Source organism: Spirillospora sp. NPDC047279, assembly GCF_040643285.1.
Taxonomy (GTDB): domain Bacteria; phylum Actinomycetota; class Actinomycetes; order Streptosporangiales; family Streptosporangiaceae; genus Spirillospora.
Genome location: NZ_JBEYUA010000010.1, coordinates 122,429 through 138,343, shown reverse-complemented (window position 1 = coordinate 138,343; position 15,915 = coordinate 122,429). Strand labels below are relative to the sequence as shown.

The following is a 15,915-nucleotide window of genomic DNA, read 5'->3' as shown; positions in this document are numbered from 1 at the left end:
GCGCACCGCGTCAGGCCCCAGCCCAGGCCCACATATCCGCCGGAGCGAGCCCAATGGCAGGCGACACCGTAATCACGATCGTCGGGAACCTCGTGGAGGACCCGAACCTGCGCTTCACCCCTAGCGGCCAGGCGGTCGCGTCGTTCCGCATCGCGTCGACCCCGCGGTTCTTCGACCGCCAGGCGAACGAGTGGAAGGACGGCGAGGCCCTCTTCCTGACCTGCAACGTCTGGCGGCAAGCGGCGGAGAACTGCGCCGAGAGCCTCCAGCGCGGCATGCGGGTGATCGTGCAGGGGCGCCTCAAGCAGCGGTCGTACGAGACCCGTGAGGGTGAGAAGCGCACCGTCTTCGAGGTCGAGGTCGACGAGGTCGGCCCCTCGCTGCGCAACGCCACCGCCAAGGTCAACAAGACCCAGCGGCAGGGTGGCGGCGGCGGCTTCGGTGGCGGCGGGGGCGGCGGCTTCGGCGGCGGTGCCGCCGGGGGCGGCGACTTCGGCGGCAACCAGGGCGGCGGCGGTGGCGGAGCCCCCGCCAACGACCCCTGGGCCACCGGCGGTTCCGGCGGCGGCGGTGGCGGGGGCGGCGGCTTCTCCGACGACCCGCCCTTCTAGACCAGCCGTTCCAGGGACGACCCGCCCTTCTCGGCAAGACCAGCAATCCAGACAGACGTCCATTCCCGCGTGAGCGGGGCTCTCCCTAAGGAGCACCACGATGGCGAAGCCACCTCCTCGCAAGCCGAAGAAGAAGGTTTGCGTTTTCTGCCAGGAGAAGATCTCCTACGTCGACTACAAGGACACCGGCCTGCTGCGGAAGTTCATCTCCGACCGCGGCAAGATCCGGGCCCGTCGCGTGACCGGCAACTGCACCCAGCACCAGCGCGACGTCGCGACGGCGATCAAGAACGCCCGCGAGATGGCGCTGCTGCCGTACACCAGCACCGCTCGCTGAGTCAGGGGGATCTGAATCATGAAGCTCATCCTCACTCAGCAGGTGTCCGGCATCGGCGAGCCCGGTGACGTGGTCGAGGTCAAGGACGGCTACGGCCGCAACTACCTCGTGCCGCGCGGGTTCGCGATCAAGTGGACCCGGGGCGCCGAGAAGCAGATCGAGTCGATCAAGAAGGCACGTTCGGCCCGCGAGATCGCGACCGTCGAGCACGCCAAGGAGGTCGCCGACCAGCTCAAGGCGCTCAAGGTGACGCTGCGCACCCGTACCGGCAGCAACGGCCGCCTGTTCGGCGCCGTGACCGCCGCCGACATCGCCGAGGCCGTCAAGTCCGCCAAGGGCCCCGACCTCGACAAGCGCCGCATCGAGATCGGCAACCCGATCAAGACCGTCGGCCAGCACCGCGTCAGCGTGCGCCTGCACGCCGACGTCAGCGCCACGATCGACGTCAACGTCGCCGAGGCCTGACGACCACGCACCACCGGAACGGCCGGGACTCCCCAGCGGAGTCCCGGCCGTTCCGCGTTCCCGGGCGGGATCGCCCTTTCTTGTGAAACGTCCCTGAACCGCCGCGTCCTTGGTCATCCATGAGGCCGCCACTACGTTCCGTTGGTAGATCATTACCGTCGGGGAGGGTGGCGTGTTCGGATTCGCGGGGGGATGTTCAGACGATCACGGGCTCGGGGACGGCCTCCCGAGCCGGCGGGCGGTCCTGGGCGCCGCGAGCGTCCTCGGCCTGGGGGTGTTCGATCTGGTCGACAATGTCGCCATGGCGGAGATCGAGAGCGGGAGTCCCGGCCCGGCCGGGCCACGCGTCCACACCCGCCGCGAGTGGGGCGCCAGGAAGCCCAGGAAGGCGACCAAGATCCTCAAGAGGGTGCCCGACCGCATCATCGTGCACCACACGGCGACGCCGAACACCAGGGATTACTCCCTCGCCCACGCGTACCGGCTGTCGCGCGACATCCAGCGGTTCCACATGAGGAGCCGCAAGTGGAACGACACGGGCCAGCAGCTCACGATCAGTCGCGGCGGGCACGTGATGGAGGGGCGGGACGGCAGCCTGGCGGCGATCCTGTCCGGACGGCACGTCCTCGGCGCGCAGGCGCTGCACCACAACGACCACACCATCGGGATCGAGAACGAGGGCAACTACATGAGGGCCCCCGTGCCGGGGTCACTGTGGACGTCGCTGGTCACGGTGTGCGCCTGGCTCTGCGCCGAATACCGGCTCGACCCGAACCGCGCGATCGTGGGACACCGCGACTACGGCAAGACCAGCTGCCCGGGCGACGTGCTCTACGCCAGGCTCCCCGAGTTGCGGCGCGCTGTGGCGATGTACCTGTCCGATGGCGGCCCCAAGCCCAAACCCCGTCCCGAGCCCCCCGTCCCGGACGTCCCCGAGCCCGAGATCATGGAGGAGCCCATGATCACTCCGTCGAGTGATCTGGACGTCCCCGATGATCTCCCCCCGATGCGCAGGCCCCCTTCCTGACGGCCCCCCGTCTCAGGATTCCGGCGTGGTGTAGCGCGTACGCCGGCGTGCGATCTCCGGGTCGATGCCCTCGACCAGTGACCAGATGCCGGCGACCCGTTCCACCAGCGTCTCGGGCGGCAACCCCGCCAGCCCCTCTGCCGCCAGGTCGTCGATCGCCTGGGCCAGACGGGCCATCCGCTCTCCATGTGTGGAACACATGTTCGAATACTAGTGGCAGCGGGTAGGAAGAAGGGCGGACTTCGCCGTTTCCGTCCCGGCAATCACACCGTCACCGCGTGGCTCCGGTGACCAGCCACGCATCGCCCCGCGCACGGAGGCTCAGCGTGACGAAGCGCGTGAACATCCACAGGCCGATCGCCAGCCACAACCCGACGAGTCCCGCCTCCAGCCGGTACGCCACGAACGCCGCCGGAAGGAACGCCACCGTCGCGATCACCGTCGTCCACGCCAGGTAGGCACCGTCGCCCGCCCCGATCAGGATGCCGTCCAGAACGAACACCACGCCCGCGAGCGGCTGCAGGAGCGCCACGATCAGCAGGGACGTCAGCAGGAGATCCCGCACCTGGTCGTCGGAGGTGAACAGCCCCGGAAGCCACGGCCGCACCAGCAGGATCGCCAGCCCGAACACGACCCCGCAGGCCACGCCCCACTCGACCATCCGCCGGGTCCCGGCCCGCGCGCCGGCGGTGTCGCTCGCGCCCAGGTGGCGCCCGGTGATCGCCTGCCCGGCGATCGCGATGGCGTCGAGGGCGAACGCCAGCAACGTCCACACCTGGAAACCGATCTGGTACGCGGCGATCTCCGGGTCGCCCATCCGGGCGGCGATCGACGTGCCCACGATGAGGACGATCCGCAGCGCGGCCGTGCGCAGCAGCAGGCTGACACCCGCCGTGGCCGACGCCCGCAGCCCGCGTACATCAGGCCGGATGGACGCTCCGTGCCGCCGCGCCCCCCGCAGCACGACCACGGTGTAGACCGCCGCGCTCCCGGTCTGCGCGATCACGGTGCCCCAGGCCGACCCCGCGATGCCCCAGCCGAACCACAACACGAACACCACGTTCAGCAGCAGGTTGAGCGCGAACCCGCCGATCGACACCAGCAGCGGCGTACGGGTGTCCTGCAGGCCGCGCAGCACGCCAGTGCCCGCCAGGACGACGAGCATGCCGGGAATCCCGAGCAGGCTGACCCGCAGGTACGTCTCCGCGTACGGCGTCACCGACGCGGACGCCCCGAACAGGTCGACCAGCCAGGGCGCCAGCGGCCACCCGGCGACGACGAGCACCGCGCCGATCGTCAGCGCCAGCCACATCCCGTCGATGCCCTGCCGGACGGCCCCGCGCAGGTCGCCGGCGCCGACCTGCCGCGCCACCGCCGCCGTCGTCCCGTACGCCAGGAAGACGCACAGGTAGACGAGCGTGCTCAGCGCCTGCCCGGCGACTCCCAGCCCGCCCAGCTGCGCCGTGCCCAGATGGCCGACGATCGCGGTGTCCGAAAGGAGGAAGAGCGGCTCGGCGACGAGCGCGCCGAACGCGGGCACCGCGAGCCGCAGGATCTCGCGGTCGTGGGCGTTCTTCCGGAGCCGTGGGGGTGAGCCGACCATGGCCTCCAGGCTAGCAAGATGTAAGGCTTATAGGAAATATGTCTCTTACATCACGACGGTAGGCCGACGAAGCGCCGACTTTCTTTCCCGCACACCCGGTGGACGAAGTCATCGCAGGTCAAGGCCATCATGCCGGAGTCGCTCCACGACAATCCCCAGAGTTGTCCCCAGGTCGTGCACAACGAATCGGGCACCTCTGCACAGCGACTCCACAGGCCCGTCCACAGATCACTTTGCTCCCTCGGTGTGGGAACTCGGAGAATGTCAGACCCGGACGATAGACCTGAGATGCGGGGTCGCTGGCGGGGCAGCTGAGTCCAGAATCAACGAGGGGTGTCCAACGTGAGTGTTGCCGAAATCGGTGGCTCGGAGCCCTCTGCCGAGTTCGAGCGCACTCCACCGCACGACATCAACGCCGAGCAGGGCGTGCTCGGCGGCATGCTCCTCTCCCAGGACGCCATCGCCGAGGTCATCGAGGTCCTGCGCACCCAGGACTTCTACCGCCCCGCGCACCAGATCATCTACGACGCCGTCCTCGACCTCTACGGCCGCGGTGACCCCGCCGACGCCGTCACCATCGTCGGCGAGCTGACCAAGAGGGGCGAGATCGGCCGCGTCGGCGGCGCCCCCTACCTGCACACGCTGATCTCCTCGGTCCCCACCGCCGCCAACGCCGGCTACTACGCCAAGATCGTCCACGAACGTTCCGTCCTGCGGAAGCTCGTCGAGACCGGCACCCGCATCGTCCAGATGGGCTACGCCGCCGACGGCGCCGACGCCGACGACGTCCTCGACCGCGCCCAGGCCGAGGTCTTCGCCATCGCCGAAAAGCGCGCCGGCGAAGACTACGTCCCGCTCAGCGAGATCATGCCCGGCGCCCTCGACGAGATCGAGGCCATCGGCAGCCGCGGCGGCCAGATGACCGGCGTCCCCACCGGCTTCAGCGACCTCGACTCCCTGACCAACGGCCTTCACTCCGGGCAGATGATCGTGGTCGCAGCCCGACCTGCCATGGGAAAAGCGGTAGGAATCGGCACCGAGCTCCCTACCCCCAGTGGTTGGACGACCATGGGCGAGGTGGAGGTCGGGGACCTCCTCATCGGCGCGGATGGCAAGCCCACCCGCGTCGTCGCCGCCACCGAGGTGATGCACGACCGTCCCTGCTATGAGGTCGAGTTCTCCGATGGCGAGGTCCTTATCGCGGACGCCCAGCATCAATGGCGCACCACAACACGGGCGAGCCGTCGTCAGCAGACCGAGAGAAAGACGACGTGCCACTGGCCTGACGACATGATCAACCGGGTGCGCTGGGCCACTGCGGACGCCAACGAGCAGCCCGTCCAGCTCGTCACCCACGCCGAAGCGGTTGGCGTCGTCGGCGCGGAGTTCAAGCACGCGCTCCACTCGGTGACCCGCGAGCTCGGGCGCCGCGGTGAGTCCGACACCGGTCTCTCCGAGCGGCAGCCCCGCTATACGAGCACCAGCCTCTATCGGGGACCGCTCAAGCGTGCGGTCCGCCCGAAGAGCGCCGCAACGACGGCAGAGCATCGCCCCATCAAGACGACCGAAGAGATCGCGGCAACCCTTCGCTGTGACGGCGACAACCGGCCTAATCACGCGGTCGCCGTGTCGGCCGCTTTCCAACTGCCCCGGGCAGACCTTCCCATCGCCCCGTACGTGCTCGGCGCTTGGCTGGGAGACGGTTGCAGCACGCAGGCGCAGATCACATGCTTCGACGAACGGATCCTGGAGGAGATCGCGGCTGCAGGCCAGCCTGTCAGCCGTCATGCCGCGCCGGGAAGCTTCGGGCTCCCGGGGCTCGCTACCAAGGTCAGGGCACTGGGGCTGTGGAACGACAAGCACGTCCCTGAGATCTATCTGCGTGCGTCCGAGGAGCAGCGGCGGGCTCTGCTCGCCGGGATGCTGGACACGGACGGGCATGTGTCGGAGATCGGGCAGGTGCAGCTCGCGTTCGCCAACAAGCGGCTGGCCGAAGGTGCTCACGAGCTGATCTTGAGCCTCGGTTACCGCGCCACGATGACGACCGAGCAGGTCGGCTTCGATTCCTCCCAGCCGTCCACGTTCTACCGGATCGACTTCACGCCGACCGAGACGGTCTTCCGGCTTCCGCGCAAAGCGGCCCGGCAGCGCACGACCGTTCACCCGAAGGCCGGGGTCCGTTACATCGTGGACGTGCGGCGCGTTCCGAGCGTCCCGGTGCGGTGCGTCCAGGTCGACAACGCCGACCACATGTACCTGGTCGGTCGATCGTGCATCCCGACCCACAACTCCACGCTCGCGCTCGACTTCGCCCGTGCGGCCTCGATCAAGCACGGCCTGACCTCCGCGTTCTTCAGCCTGGAAATGGGGCGCAACGAGATCACGATGCGCCTGCTCTCGGCCGAGGCCCGTGTCGCCCTGCACGCCATGCGTTCCGGCACGATGCAGGACGAGGACTGGACGCGCCTCGCGCGCCGGATGAGCGAGGTCGCCGAGGCGCCGCTGTTCATCGACGACTCGCCCAACATGTCGATGATGGAGATCCGGGCGAAGTGCCGTCGCCTCAAGCAACAGCACGACCTGCGCCTGGTCGTCATCGACTATCTCCAGCTGATGACGTCCGGCAAACGGGTCGAGAGCCGCCAGGTCGAGGTCTCGGAGTTCTCCCGTTCGCTGAAGCTCCTCGCCAAGGAGCTCCAGGTCCCCGTCATCGCGCTCTCCCAGCTCAACCGTGGTCCTGAGCAGCGAACCGACAAGAAACCGATGGTCTCCGACCTCCGTGAGTCGGGTTGTGTGACCGCCGCGACAAGGGTCATGCGCGCTGACACTAACGAAGAGGTCACCATCGGCGAACTGCTCGGCTCCGGAGTTCGGGACGTGCCGGTGTGGGCGCTCGACGATCGGCTGAAGTACGTGCCGAGGACGATGACGCACGCTTTCTCGAGTGGTCGCAAGGAGGTCTTCCGGGTTCGGCTCACCTCGGGCAAGGAGATCGAAGCCACGGCCAACCACCCATTCCTGACCTACACGGGCTGGACGGCGCTGGGAGACCTGGTCCCTGGCGAGCGCATCGCCACCGCCCGCCACGTTCCGCCGCCCTTGGAGATCAAGCCGTGGCCGGCCGAACGTGTCACCCTGCTGGCGCACCTCATCGGGGACGGCTCGTTCGTCGAACGTCAGCCCATCCGCTACGCGAGCAAGGACGAGGCATGTCTTGCCGCGGTGACCGAAGCGGCTCGGCATTTCGGGATCAGCGCGGTGCGCGATGACTCCGAGGCCGCGCGTGTCACGACGCTCCGTCTGCCGGCGCCCTTCCGGTTGACGCATGGGCGCCGTAACCCGATCGCCGAATGGCTGGACGGGCTTGGACTCTTTGGCCTGCGATCACATGAGAAGTTCGTGCCCGCTCCGATCTTCCAGCTGCCGAAGGAGCAGGTCGCCCTGTTCCTCAGGCACCTCTGGGCCACCGACGGCTGCGTTCACTGGAATGCGGAGAAGAGCAGTTGCCGTGTCTACTACGCGTCGACCAGCCGGCGCCTGGTGGACGACGTCTCCCGGCTTCTCCTGCGTTTCGGCATCTTGTCGCGGGTCAAGACCGTCACCAGGGGCGAGCATCGCCCGGGTTATCAGCTGCACCTCTATGGGGCCGAGAACCAGCTGGCGTTCTTCACGGCCGTGCGGGTTCACGGTGCGCGAGGCGTCATTGCGGCCACCGCTGCCGAGCGGCTGCGTGAAGTGCGCGGCAACACCAACGTCGACACGGTGCCGCGCGAGATCTGGCACGACATCCGGGAGATTCTCGCCGAGCGTCGGATGACCCACCGCGACTTCGCGGCGGCGATCGGCACCCAGTTCTGTGGCAGCGCCTTGTGGAAGCGCGCGCCCAGCCGGGAGCGGTTGGGACGGGTCGCGACCGTGCTGGACGGCGCGGAGCTGGAGATGCTGGCGACCAACGACGTGTTCTGGGATGAGGTCGTCTCGATCGAGAGTCTGGGTGAGCAGGACGTCTACGACGCCTCGGTCCTCGGACTGCACAATTTCGTGGCGAATGGGATTTCCATCCACAATTCGATCGAGCAGGATGCGGACATGGTGATCTTGTTGCACCGTGAGGATGCGTACGAGAAGGAGTCCCCGCGTGCGGGTGAGGCGGACCTGATCGTGGCCAAGCACCGTAATGGTCCGACCGCGACCGTGACCGTGGCGTTCCAGGGGCACTACAGCCGCTTCGTCGACATGGCCCAGTAGCTGCGGCATCCGCGCAAAGCTCGCTGGAGCGGCGTTCGTGCTGGAGCCCGCCGGCGAGAGAACGCGGACGTGCGGTTCGGGTGGCTGGTCTGCGCGGGTGGCCGGAGTGCGGTTCGGGTGGTGGCTTTGCGGGTGGGCGGGCCGTGGTCAGGGTGGGGGTGGAGGGGGATCCAGCTCGGCTGTCAGGCACCGGGGAGCCGTGATGCGGTAGGCGTCAGTGATGATCTCGCGGACCTCGGCCCAGTCGACGGGGACGTCGAGGTAGACGCCCAGCCAGCCGTGGCCGCCGTAGGGCGGCTGGAAGAAACGGTCGGGCTCGGCGGCGACCAGGGCTTCGAGCTCTCCCGGCGGGGAGGGGCACCAGAAGCCGATCCGGCCTTCGGGTTTGCGTTCGGAGCAGGTGACGAGCGCCTTCCCGCGGACGGCCCACGCGGGTTCGCCGTGGTTGAGGCGCTCGGTCACCTGCGGCAGGGACAGGCACAGTTCGCGCAGGCGGTGGAGTGGGTCATCGCTCATGCCTCACATCTTCGCCCTGGCGGTGGCCTCTCGAACGGCGGGGGCGATCTCTTCTGCCCAGCGGCCGAGGGTGACGTCGAGGGGTGCGTCGTTGACGGGGAAGTGCACGAAGCCCGAGGCGTGGTGGTCAAGGACGGCGGTCGTGAGCTCGTCGACCCACTGGGCGGGGGAGCCGCCGATCCACCGGCCGTCCTGGTCGCGGGTGGTGCGGAGCGGGTCGGTGGTGATGCGGCCGGGCAGGTTGTAGACGGTGGCGATGTCGGACGGATCGCGTCCGGCGGCGGCAGCGGCCTCGTCGATGACGGGGCGTGAGTCGCGGTGGCGGGGGCTGAGCCAGTCGGCGGCGTGGCCGGGGATCCAGCCGTCGGCGTGCCTGCCGGTGACGGCGAGGGATTTGGGCCCTACGGATCCGGTCCAGATCGGCGGTGCCGGGAGCGCGGCCGGTTCGAGCTCGGTGACCTGGTAGAACTCGCCGTTGAAGGTCACCGGGTCGCCGCCGCCCGAGAGGGCGCGGACGAGGACGATCGCCTCTTCGAACGCGCGGACCGCGGCCGCGGGGCCGAGGCGGGGTGCGCCCAGCCGGGCGATGTCGTCCCAGAGGCCGCCCGCGCCGAGTCCGAGGACGAGACGGCCGCCGGTGAGCGCCGTCAGTGAGGTGACCGTGCGGGCCAGCATCGGGGCGGGGCGGGTCGGCAGGTTGGTGACGCTGACCAGGCCGGAGATGTCGGTGGTGCCGCCGAGGGCGACGCCGATGATGGAGTACGCGTCGAGTCGTTCGGCGAAGTAGGGGTGGTCGGAGACGGTGAACAGGTCCAGGCCCTGGCGGTCGGCCTGGGCGGCCAGCCGGAGGGACTGCCGTGCGTCCGCGACCGCGGTGCTGATCCCGACGCCGAACAGTGCCTTGTGCTCCCGCATCGTCATGCCTTTCTCTGCACAGTTGGTTCGTGTTACGAATTATCTGTACGTGATGTGGTCGGTCGAGGGTATTGCAGGTCGAACGGGGTCCGCTGGTGATCGTTTGGCTGGCGCGAGGAGTCCGATGGCTGTCGTATTCTGGATGAATGGGAAAGGCCGTAGGCGCGCATATGGGGGTCGTCGCCGCACTGGTGCGTTCCTCATTTCTCGTCAATGCCGTGTACGCGGCGTCGGCCCGGGAGTACGGGCTGACGCCCCAGCAGGGCCAGCTCCTCTGCGTGCTGATGCCGCAGCCGTACGGGATGACCGAGCTCGGCGGGATCCTGGGCCTGGCCAAGTCGAGCCTCACCGGTCTGGTCGACCGGACCGCGCGCAGCGGACTCGTGCGCCGGGAGGCCGACCCGGACGACGCGCGCGCCGTCCGGGTCGCGCTCACCGACGAGGGCGCCACGCTGGTCGAGGAGTTCTACGCCGAGACCTGCCGGCGGGTCGATCTGCTGCCGACCGGTCTCGACGAGGGCGAACGTGTCCAGCTCGCCGAGCTGCTCAGCCGGCTGGTGAGCGACAACGAGGTGCCCGTCGTCTTCATGGAGCTGGACGAGGGGACGCCGGGCGCGAACGGTCGTTGAGCCTTCAGGTCAGGTTGAAGAGTTCCTGGAAGCGGCCGATGAAGATGTCGGTGCCCTTGTACTCCGAGACCGCCGCGGCGGGGAGCACGGCGGGCCCGTCGGGCGAGGGCACCTGGCCGACGCCGCCCTCGGGCCCGAGGGGCAGCAGGACGACGGGGATCGGCGAGGGCTGGTAGGTGGCCGCGGGCTCCTCGCCTCGCACCTGGGCGATGATGTTCTGCGCGACGACCTCGGCGTGCTTCATCGCGAAGCCGGCCATCTTGGCCTCGGCGATGGCGGTGATGTCGCCGAGGGCGTAGATGTGGGCGTGGTCTTCGACGGTGAGCCGTTCGGTCACGCGGACCTGGCCTTGCGGCGTCCGGGTGGCGACGCGGCCGTCGCCGAGGTAGTCGCCGTTGGTGTTCACGCCGTACGCGCGGAACCAGATGTCGGCGGAGATCCGGCCGCCGGTGGTCTCGACGGTGAACGTGCCGACCGTGCCCGGTTCGGTGGGCGGCGGCGCGGTGAGGCCGGTGCCGAGCCGCACGTCGATGCCCAGGTCGTCCAGCTGGCGGTGCAGGTCCTCGCGCAGGTCGGGGTGGAAGCCGGTGAGCAACTGCTCGGCGGGGTCCACGACGGTCACCCGCTTGCCGGGCCAGGCCGCCTTGATCTCGCCGGACAGTTCGAGGCCCACCGGCCCGGCGCCGAGGATCAGGACATGTTCGGCGGACGCGAGTTCCTTGTGGGTGCCGCGCAGTTGTTCCAGCGCCTCGTCGGCCACGTCGGTGGTCATCTTGGCCGGGTACGGATAGCTGGAGCCGGTGGCCAGGACGAGGTAGTCGGCGTCAAGGCGTTCGCCCGAGGCGAGGGTGACCCCGGCGGGGTCCACCGAGGTCGCACGCTCGCGGACGACGCGGCCGCGTTCGAGCAGCGTCTCGTAAGGAAAGAAGATGTTGCCCGCCCAGTCGGGCTGGACCAGCGCCCGCAACGCGCCCGCCGAATGCACGAACGCGTCCTTCGGGTCGACCAGGACGACATCGGTGTCCTGGTCGAGCGCCTTGGCGACCGCGGCGCCCCCGTAACCTCCGCCGATGACCACAACGGTACGGCTCATCGATCTCACTCCCTCAGTTTTGTTCGTAGTACGAACTAAGCTATGAGACGTGACGATAGTAGTTCGTGATACGAACTTCAACCACAGGCTGAGAAAAGCGACGACCCCGCGGCCGGTGGCACGCGGGGTCGGTCGAAGGCCGTCAGGCCGTCAGGCCGTCAGCCTGGCAGGGAGAGCGTCTCGCCCGACTCCAGGAGCGTCTTCAGGCTCGAGAGAATGGCGGGCCAGCCGCCGCTCACACCCTTCAGCATCTCGCTGTCGGGCTCGAAGTCGTCGTGCACGACCGTCAGCTTCACGGTCTCGTCGCCGGCGGGCTCGATCTCGAAGGTCACCTTGGACCGCTTCTCCTTCTGGAGTTCGGCGAGCTTCTCGTCGCTCCAGCCGAAGTACTCGGCCATCTCGGGCTGGTAGTTGTGCCAGGTGTAGGCCAGGCGTTTGCCGGGCTCGGCCTCCAGGACCTTCTGGTCCCAGTCCTGGAACTCGTGCTCCGGGTCCATCCGCCACCTGATCGGCGAGCCGACCCTCCAGTCGGAGTCGGGGCCGGTGCCGTCCATGTAACGGCTGATGAAGGCGGGGTCGGTGAGGGCCTGCCAGAGCTTCTCCGGCGTGGTCCTGATGTACGTCACGTACACGAACTGGGTGTCGCTCACGGGGCTGTCCTCCAGCGCTCTCTTGAGGTCGGCGAGCGCGCGGGCCCGCCTCCGGTCGTACCGGTCGATCCAGCGTTCGGCGATGTCGTTGATGGGAGCGGCGTTGAGGTAGTGCAGCTTTTCCCTGCCGCGCTTGATCGTGGTCACCAGGCCGGCCGATTCGAGGACGCTCAGATGCTTGGTGACCGCCTGCCGGGTCATGTCCAGCTCGGTGCACAGCTCGCGCAGGCTCTGGCCGTTGCGGAGGTTCAAGGCGTCGAGCAGCTGCCGGCGGCTGGGGTCGGCGAGCGCCTTGAAGATCGCGTCCATCGTCGTCCATCACTCAAATCAGGCAACCATTCGGTTGCGTTTCAGATTAGGCAACCAGAAGGTTGCCTGTCAAGGCAGGACCCGGAGCGGGGTGCGGATGTGGTCGTACACCAGGGACGTGCGCACGTCGGCGATGTTGCGGTGTCGCGAGACATGGTCGAGGACGAAGTCGCGCAGGTGGCCCGCGTCCCGGACGGCCACCTGGATGATGAAGTCGTCGCCGCCCGACACGACGAAGACCGCGAGCGTCTCGGGAAGCTCGGTGACGTACGTACGGAAACCCTCGACCGCCTCCCTGATCTTCGGTTGCAGCCGGACGTTGATGAGCGCCTGGATCGGACGGCCGAGCCTGGCCGGGTCGACCTCGGCGTGAAAACCGGTGATCACCCCGCGCCTGCGCAGCGCCCGCACCCGTTCCAGGCAGGTGGACGGGGCGATGCCCAGCCGGTCGGCGAGCTCCCGGTTGGTCTGGCGGCCGTCGCGTTGCAGCTCGTCGACGATGGCCGCATCAAGTTCGTCCATCACGCCCCCTCGAGGTCAATTGCCGAACTATCTTCGGAATCCAGCCCATCCGAGTTGAGATCCATGCGGTTCATCTCCGATTCTCCTGGCATGACTTCGGACGAACTCCAGAGGGTGCCCACGACGTTCACGCCCACCTGGATCGACACCATCGTTCAGCGGCCCGACCTGCCGACCAGGGAGCAGGCCCTCAAATGGGTCATCCTCGTCGACCGCGACCTGCCCGCCGGCCTCCAGGTGAACGCCGCGGCCTGCACCGCCGCCGCCACCGGCAAGGCCGCCCCCGGACTGGTCGGCTCCGGCGGCGCCGACGCCGCGGGCAGCCCGCACGCCGGCCTCCCCTGGACGGGCTGCACCGTCCTCGCCGCGACCGCCCCCATCGTGAAGACCGTCCGCGCCACCGCCCTCGCCGAGCCCGACCTGCTCGTGGCCGACATGGTCGCGGTCGCCCAGCGGGTACGCGTGTACGACGACTACCTCACCGAACTCGCCCGAACGCAGGACGACGACCTGACCTACCACGCCGTAGGCATCGCCGGCCCGCGCCCCCTCGTCGACCGCTTCCCCCTCCTCCGCTGACCAGCCCCACCTCCTCCACCAGCCCAACTCGCTCTACGAGGCCGTGCCGCGCTGCGAGGCCGCCCAGTTGCTCTGCGAAGTCCCAGTTGCTCTGGGAGGCCGGCCGTTCCGCTGGTCGGTCTTCTCCGGAAGGCCGGGCTGCTTCGCGAGGCCGGTGTTGCTTGCTGGTGGCTGCTTGCTCAGGGACTACTCGTTCAGGGCGGGTTGCTCACGTGGGGGGAAGGAGGAGCAGGTAGCGGACGATGTGTTCTGCGGAGGACGAGATCGCCGTCTCCCCGGTGAGGTGGAAGCCGAGCCGTTCATAGAGTGCCCGCGCCCGGAAGTTGTCGTCGTGCGTGAAGAGCTGGATCCGCTCGAGGCCGCGCTCGCCCGCCTCGGCCATGACCGCGGAGAGGAGCCGCCCGCCGATTCCGCGGCCCCACTCATCGGGGTGAACGGAGACCATGCTGACGTGGCAGAGCCCGGGGATCGCCTCTCCTCGGCCGCCGTCCAGCCGTCCGCCCATCCCGGCGGCGGCGCCGACGATGGCCCCGTCCGCTCGTTCGGCCACGAAGAAGAACGTCCGCTCGTCCGCCAGCCGCTCGCGTGTCCGTTCCCATCCAGTCTCCGAAGTGGGCCCTAGGGGTGGGCGGCTGCCGTCCGTCACGGCTTCACTCACTTCAGGGTGGCCTTCGCTGTGGTCTCCTGTGCCCGGGGAGAGGCGGGCCGCGTCGGCTTGGGCTACGACCAGGGACGCGGCGTTCACGTCGGTGGGCGTTCCGGGCCGGACGAGGACGTCAGGGGGCGCTGCCATGCCGGCAGGCTAGGCAATGTCGCGGGCGGGCGCGCGGAACGCGATGGGTGATTTGTAGAGTTCGCGCCATGTGGAACCGCAGCTTCCTGATCCTTCACGGCGTGGAGAACCGGCGTCCCGCCGAGCACTGGCAGTACGACCTGGCGCAGCGCCTCAGGGAACGCGGGGAGCAGGTCTTCTACCCGCAGCTGCCCGACACCGACACGCCCGCTCTGGCCGGCTGGATCGAGGCCATCGAGGCCGAGCTCGGGATGATGCGCGGCGAACGGGTCGTCGTCTGCCACAGCCTGGCGTGCGCGGCGTGGTTCCACGTGGCGGCGCGGCGGGGTGACGCGCCCGGGGCCGACCGGGTGCTGCTGGTGGCCCCGCCCGAGCCCGGCGCGTACTCCTGGGACGCCATCGCCGGGTTCACTCCGGCGGCACTCGATCTGACCAGGCTGAAGCTCTCCGTCCAGACGCCTCGGCTGGCGTGTTCCGACGGCGACCCGTACTGCCCGGAAGGTGCCGACGTGGTCTTCGGGCAGCCGCTCGGGTGCGACGTCGACCTGTTGCCGGGCGCCGGGCATGTGGCGGTCCCCGATGGTTATGGGCCGTGGCCGTCCGCGCTGGAGTGGTGCCTGGATCCGGTGGCGCGGCTGGTGGCCAGCTAGCTCCTGGCGGGTCTAGATCCTGCCGTTGCGGCGGAGGAGCTGGAGGTTGTGGACGGTGATGGCGCCGCGCCAGTCCAGGACGCCGGCCGGTGAGATCTTGGCGTACTCGACGGTCCAGCCGCCGTCGTCCTTCTGCTCGCCGGCCAGACGGTCCAGGTCGGCGGCGATGGCCTCAGGCGCGAACAGGGAGCGGGCGGGACGGTCGGGGTACGGGGCGAAGTCCAGCGGGCGGAGGTATTCGTCCTCCGTACCGCCTTCGACGTGGACCTTTCCGTCGGCCGGGACGTACTTGCCCATGCGTTGCAACAGCTCGGGCGCCTCGGGGTGGGTGTCGTGCACAGCGTCCAGGACGTGGATCGCGAAGCTCAGGATGTAGGCGGGCGGCGCCTCGTCGAGCGCGGCGATCTGGTCGAGGCAGTAGCGGGTGGCGCGGGCCAGCCAGGGGTGGGCGGCGACGGCCGGGTCGTGCGCGGCGACGCGGTGCGCGGCGGCCGTGCTGATCGCGCTGATCTGGAGCGCGGAGGTGGAGGTGTCCGCCCCGGCCCACCAGGGCGCGGACGCGGTGGTGAAGGTGAGCGGCAGGGCGAACGGGACGCCGCCGTCGGGCAGCGAGATCGTCTGCAGCCAGTCGCAGAGCTCGGCGGCCCGCGGTGTGGTGGCCGGTGCCACCTCCTCGAACACCTCGAACGCGTGGAGGGCGGCGCCCGGCTGGCTCTCGGGTGAACGCAGGTCGGGTTCGAGGCCCCAGCCGTACCCGTTGTCGGGGTTGCGGTAGGCCTCCAGGGCGGCGAGGACCGCGGTGGTGTCGGTCTCGCCCATCAGGAGCTCGAAGCGGCGGCGGTCGAGGACGCGTGCGTGGCCCGCCATGAACGTCGTGGCGGCGGTCAGGTCGATGTTCATGACTCCATCGTGCGCCCCCGGCCGGTCGTGGTCTTGTAGGTTTCGGACCTCCCGTTCGATGTTTTCCA

Annotated in this window: 17 protein-coding genes; 8 read left to right on the top strand and 9 right to left on the bottom strand. The window is 69.1% G+C overall.

Annotation, left to right across the window (positions count from 1 at the left end; genetic code table 11):
- Nucleotides 1-53: 53 nt before the first annotated feature.
- The 4 genes from ABZ810_RS25835 (at nucleotide 54) to ABZ810_RS25820 (ending at nucleotide 2,440) form a co-directional block, all read left to right on the top strand.
- Nucleotides 54-611, top strand: coding sequence for a single-stranded DNA-binding protein (locus ABZ810_RS25835; RefSeq protein WP_358407347.1), 558 nt, complete (start codon nucleotides 54-56; stop codon nucleotides 609-611).
- Nucleotides 612-711: 100 nt separating this feature from the next.
- A complete protein-coding gene (gene rpsR, locus ABZ810_RS25830) occupies nucleotides 712-948 on the top strand; it encodes a 30S ribosomal protein S18 (protein ID WP_019631633.1) in 237 nt (78 codons plus the stop codon).
- 18 nt (nucleotides 949-966) lie between these two features.
- Entirely contained in the window at nucleotides 967-1,413 is a 447-nt protein-coding gene (rplI, locus tag ABZ810_RS25825; RefSeq protein WP_358407344.1) for a 50S ribosomal protein L9, read from the top strand.
- Nucleotides 1,414-1,585: 172 nt separating this feature from the next.
- Complete coding sequence (locus ABZ810_RS25820) at nucleotides 1,586-2,440, top strand: peptidoglycan recognition family protein (RefSeq protein WP_358407342.1); 855 nt, start codon at nucleotides 1,586-1,588, stop codon at nucleotides 2,438-2,440.
- Nucleotides 2,441-2,452: 12 nt separating this feature from the next.
- Here the strand turns inward: ABZ810_RS25820 and ABZ810_RS25815 are convergent, their stop codons facing one another.
- Both ABZ810_RS25815 and ABZ810_RS25810 read right to left on the bottom strand, forming a co-directional pair.
- Nucleotides 2,453-2,617 (bottom strand): hypothetical protein, encoded by a 165-nt coding sequence (locus ABZ810_RS25815; RefSeq protein ID WP_358407340.1) that lies wholly within the window; start codon nucleotides 2,615-2,617, stop codon nucleotides 2,453-2,455.
- Between the two features lie 94 nt (nucleotides 2,618-2,711).
- The gene (locus ABZ810_RS25810) at nucleotides 2,712-4,043 is read right to left on the bottom strand and encodes an MATE family efflux transporter (protein ID WP_358407338.1); all 1,332 of its coding nucleotides are present in this window, start codon (nucleotides 4,041-4,043) and stop codon (nucleotides 2,712-2,714) included.
- 342 nt (nucleotides 4,044-4,385) lie between these two features.
- Here ABZ810_RS25810 and ABZ810_RS25805 point away from each other — a divergent pair, with 342 nt between their 5' ends.
- Nucleotides 4,386-8,291, top strand: coding sequence for a replicative DNA helicase (locus ABZ810_RS25805; protein WP_358407337.1), 3,906 nt, complete (start codon nucleotides 4,386-4,388; stop codon nucleotides 8,289-8,291).
- 147 nt (nucleotides 8,292-8,438) lie between these two features.
- On the opposite strand, the gene ABZ810_RS25800 is transcribed toward ABZ810_RS25805, so the two are convergent.
- Complete coding sequence (locus ABZ810_RS25800; RefSeq protein ID WP_358407335.1) at nucleotides 8,439-8,807, bottom strand: MmcQ/YjbR family DNA-binding protein; 369 nt, start codon at nucleotides 8,805-8,807, stop codon at nucleotides 8,439-8,441.
- A gap of 3 nt (nucleotides 8,808-8,810) precedes the next feature.
- Nucleotides 8,811-9,728 carry an LLM class flavin-dependent oxidoreductase gene (locus tag ABZ810_RS25795; protein ID WP_358407334.1) on the bottom strand — a complete coding sequence of 306 codons (918 nt, stop codon included), beginning with the start codon at nucleotides 9,726-9,728 and terminating at the stop codon, nucleotides 8,811-8,813.
- Between the two features lie 140 nt (nucleotides 9,729-9,868).
- On the opposite strand from ABZ810_RS25795, the gene ABZ810_RS25790 reads away from it, so the two are divergent.
- The gene (locus ABZ810_RS25790) at nucleotides 9,869-10,351 is read left to right on the top strand and encodes a MarR family winged helix-turn-helix transcriptional regulator (RefSeq protein WP_358407333.1); all 483 of its coding nucleotides are present in this window, start codon (nucleotides 9,869-9,871) and stop codon (nucleotides 10,349-10,351) included.
- 4 nt (nucleotides 10,352-10,355) lie between these two features.
- On the opposite strand, the gene ABZ810_RS25785 is transcribed toward ABZ810_RS25790, so the two are convergent.
- From ABZ810_RS25785 to ABZ810_RS25775, 3 genes are all read right to left on the bottom strand, one after another.
- The gene (locus ABZ810_RS25785) at nucleotides 10,356-11,444 is read right to left on the bottom strand and encodes an FAD-dependent oxidoreductase (protein WP_358407330.1); all 1,089 of its coding nucleotides are present in this window, start codon (nucleotides 11,442-11,444) and stop codon (nucleotides 10,356-10,358) included.
- 158 nt (nucleotides 11,445-11,602) lie between these two features.
- Nucleotides 11,603-12,403 (bottom strand): metalloregulator ArsR/SmtB family transcription factor, encoded by an 801-nt coding sequence (locus ABZ810_RS25780; RefSeq protein WP_358407328.1) that lies wholly within the window; start codon nucleotides 12,401-12,403, stop codon nucleotides 11,603-11,605.
- Between the two features lie 69 nt (nucleotides 12,404-12,472).
- Entirely contained in the window at nucleotides 12,473-12,925 is a 453-nt protein-coding gene (locus ABZ810_RS25775; protein ID WP_358407326.1) for an Lrp/AsnC family transcriptional regulator, read from the bottom strand.
- 90 nt (nucleotides 12,926-13,015) lie between these two features.
- On the opposite strand from ABZ810_RS25775, the gene ABZ810_RS25770 reads away from it, so the two are divergent.
- The gene (locus tag ABZ810_RS25770; protein WP_358407325.1) at nucleotides 13,016-13,504 is read left to right on the top strand and encodes a DUF2000 domain-containing protein; all 489 of its coding nucleotides are present in this window, start codon (nucleotides 13,016-13,018) and stop codon (nucleotides 13,502-13,504) included.
- 208 nt (nucleotides 13,505-13,712) lie between these two features.
- Here the strand turns inward: ABZ810_RS25770 and ABZ810_RS25765 are convergent, their stop codons facing one another.
- Entirely contained in the window at nucleotides 13,713-14,297 is a 585-nt protein-coding gene (locus ABZ810_RS25765; protein ID WP_358407322.1) for a GNAT family N-acetyltransferase, read from the bottom strand.
- 68 nt (nucleotides 14,298-14,365) lie between these two features.
- Here ABZ810_RS25765 and ABZ810_RS25760 point away from each other — a divergent pair, with 68 nt between their 5' ends.
- Nucleotides 14,366-14,947 (top strand): alpha/beta hydrolase, encoded by a 582-nt coding sequence (locus ABZ810_RS25760; RefSeq protein ID WP_358407319.1) that lies wholly within the window; start codon nucleotides 14,366-14,368, stop codon nucleotides 14,945-14,947.
- 12 nt (nucleotides 14,948-14,959) lie between these two features.
- Here the strand turns inward: ABZ810_RS25760 and ABZ810_RS25755 are convergent, their stop codons facing one another.
- Nucleotides 14,960-15,847 (bottom strand): hypothetical protein, encoded by an 888-nt coding sequence (locus ABZ810_RS25755; protein ID WP_358407318.1) that lies wholly within the window; start codon nucleotides 15,845-15,847, stop codon nucleotides 14,960-14,962.
- Between the last annotated feature and the right edge of the window lie 68 nt (nucleotides 15,848-15,915).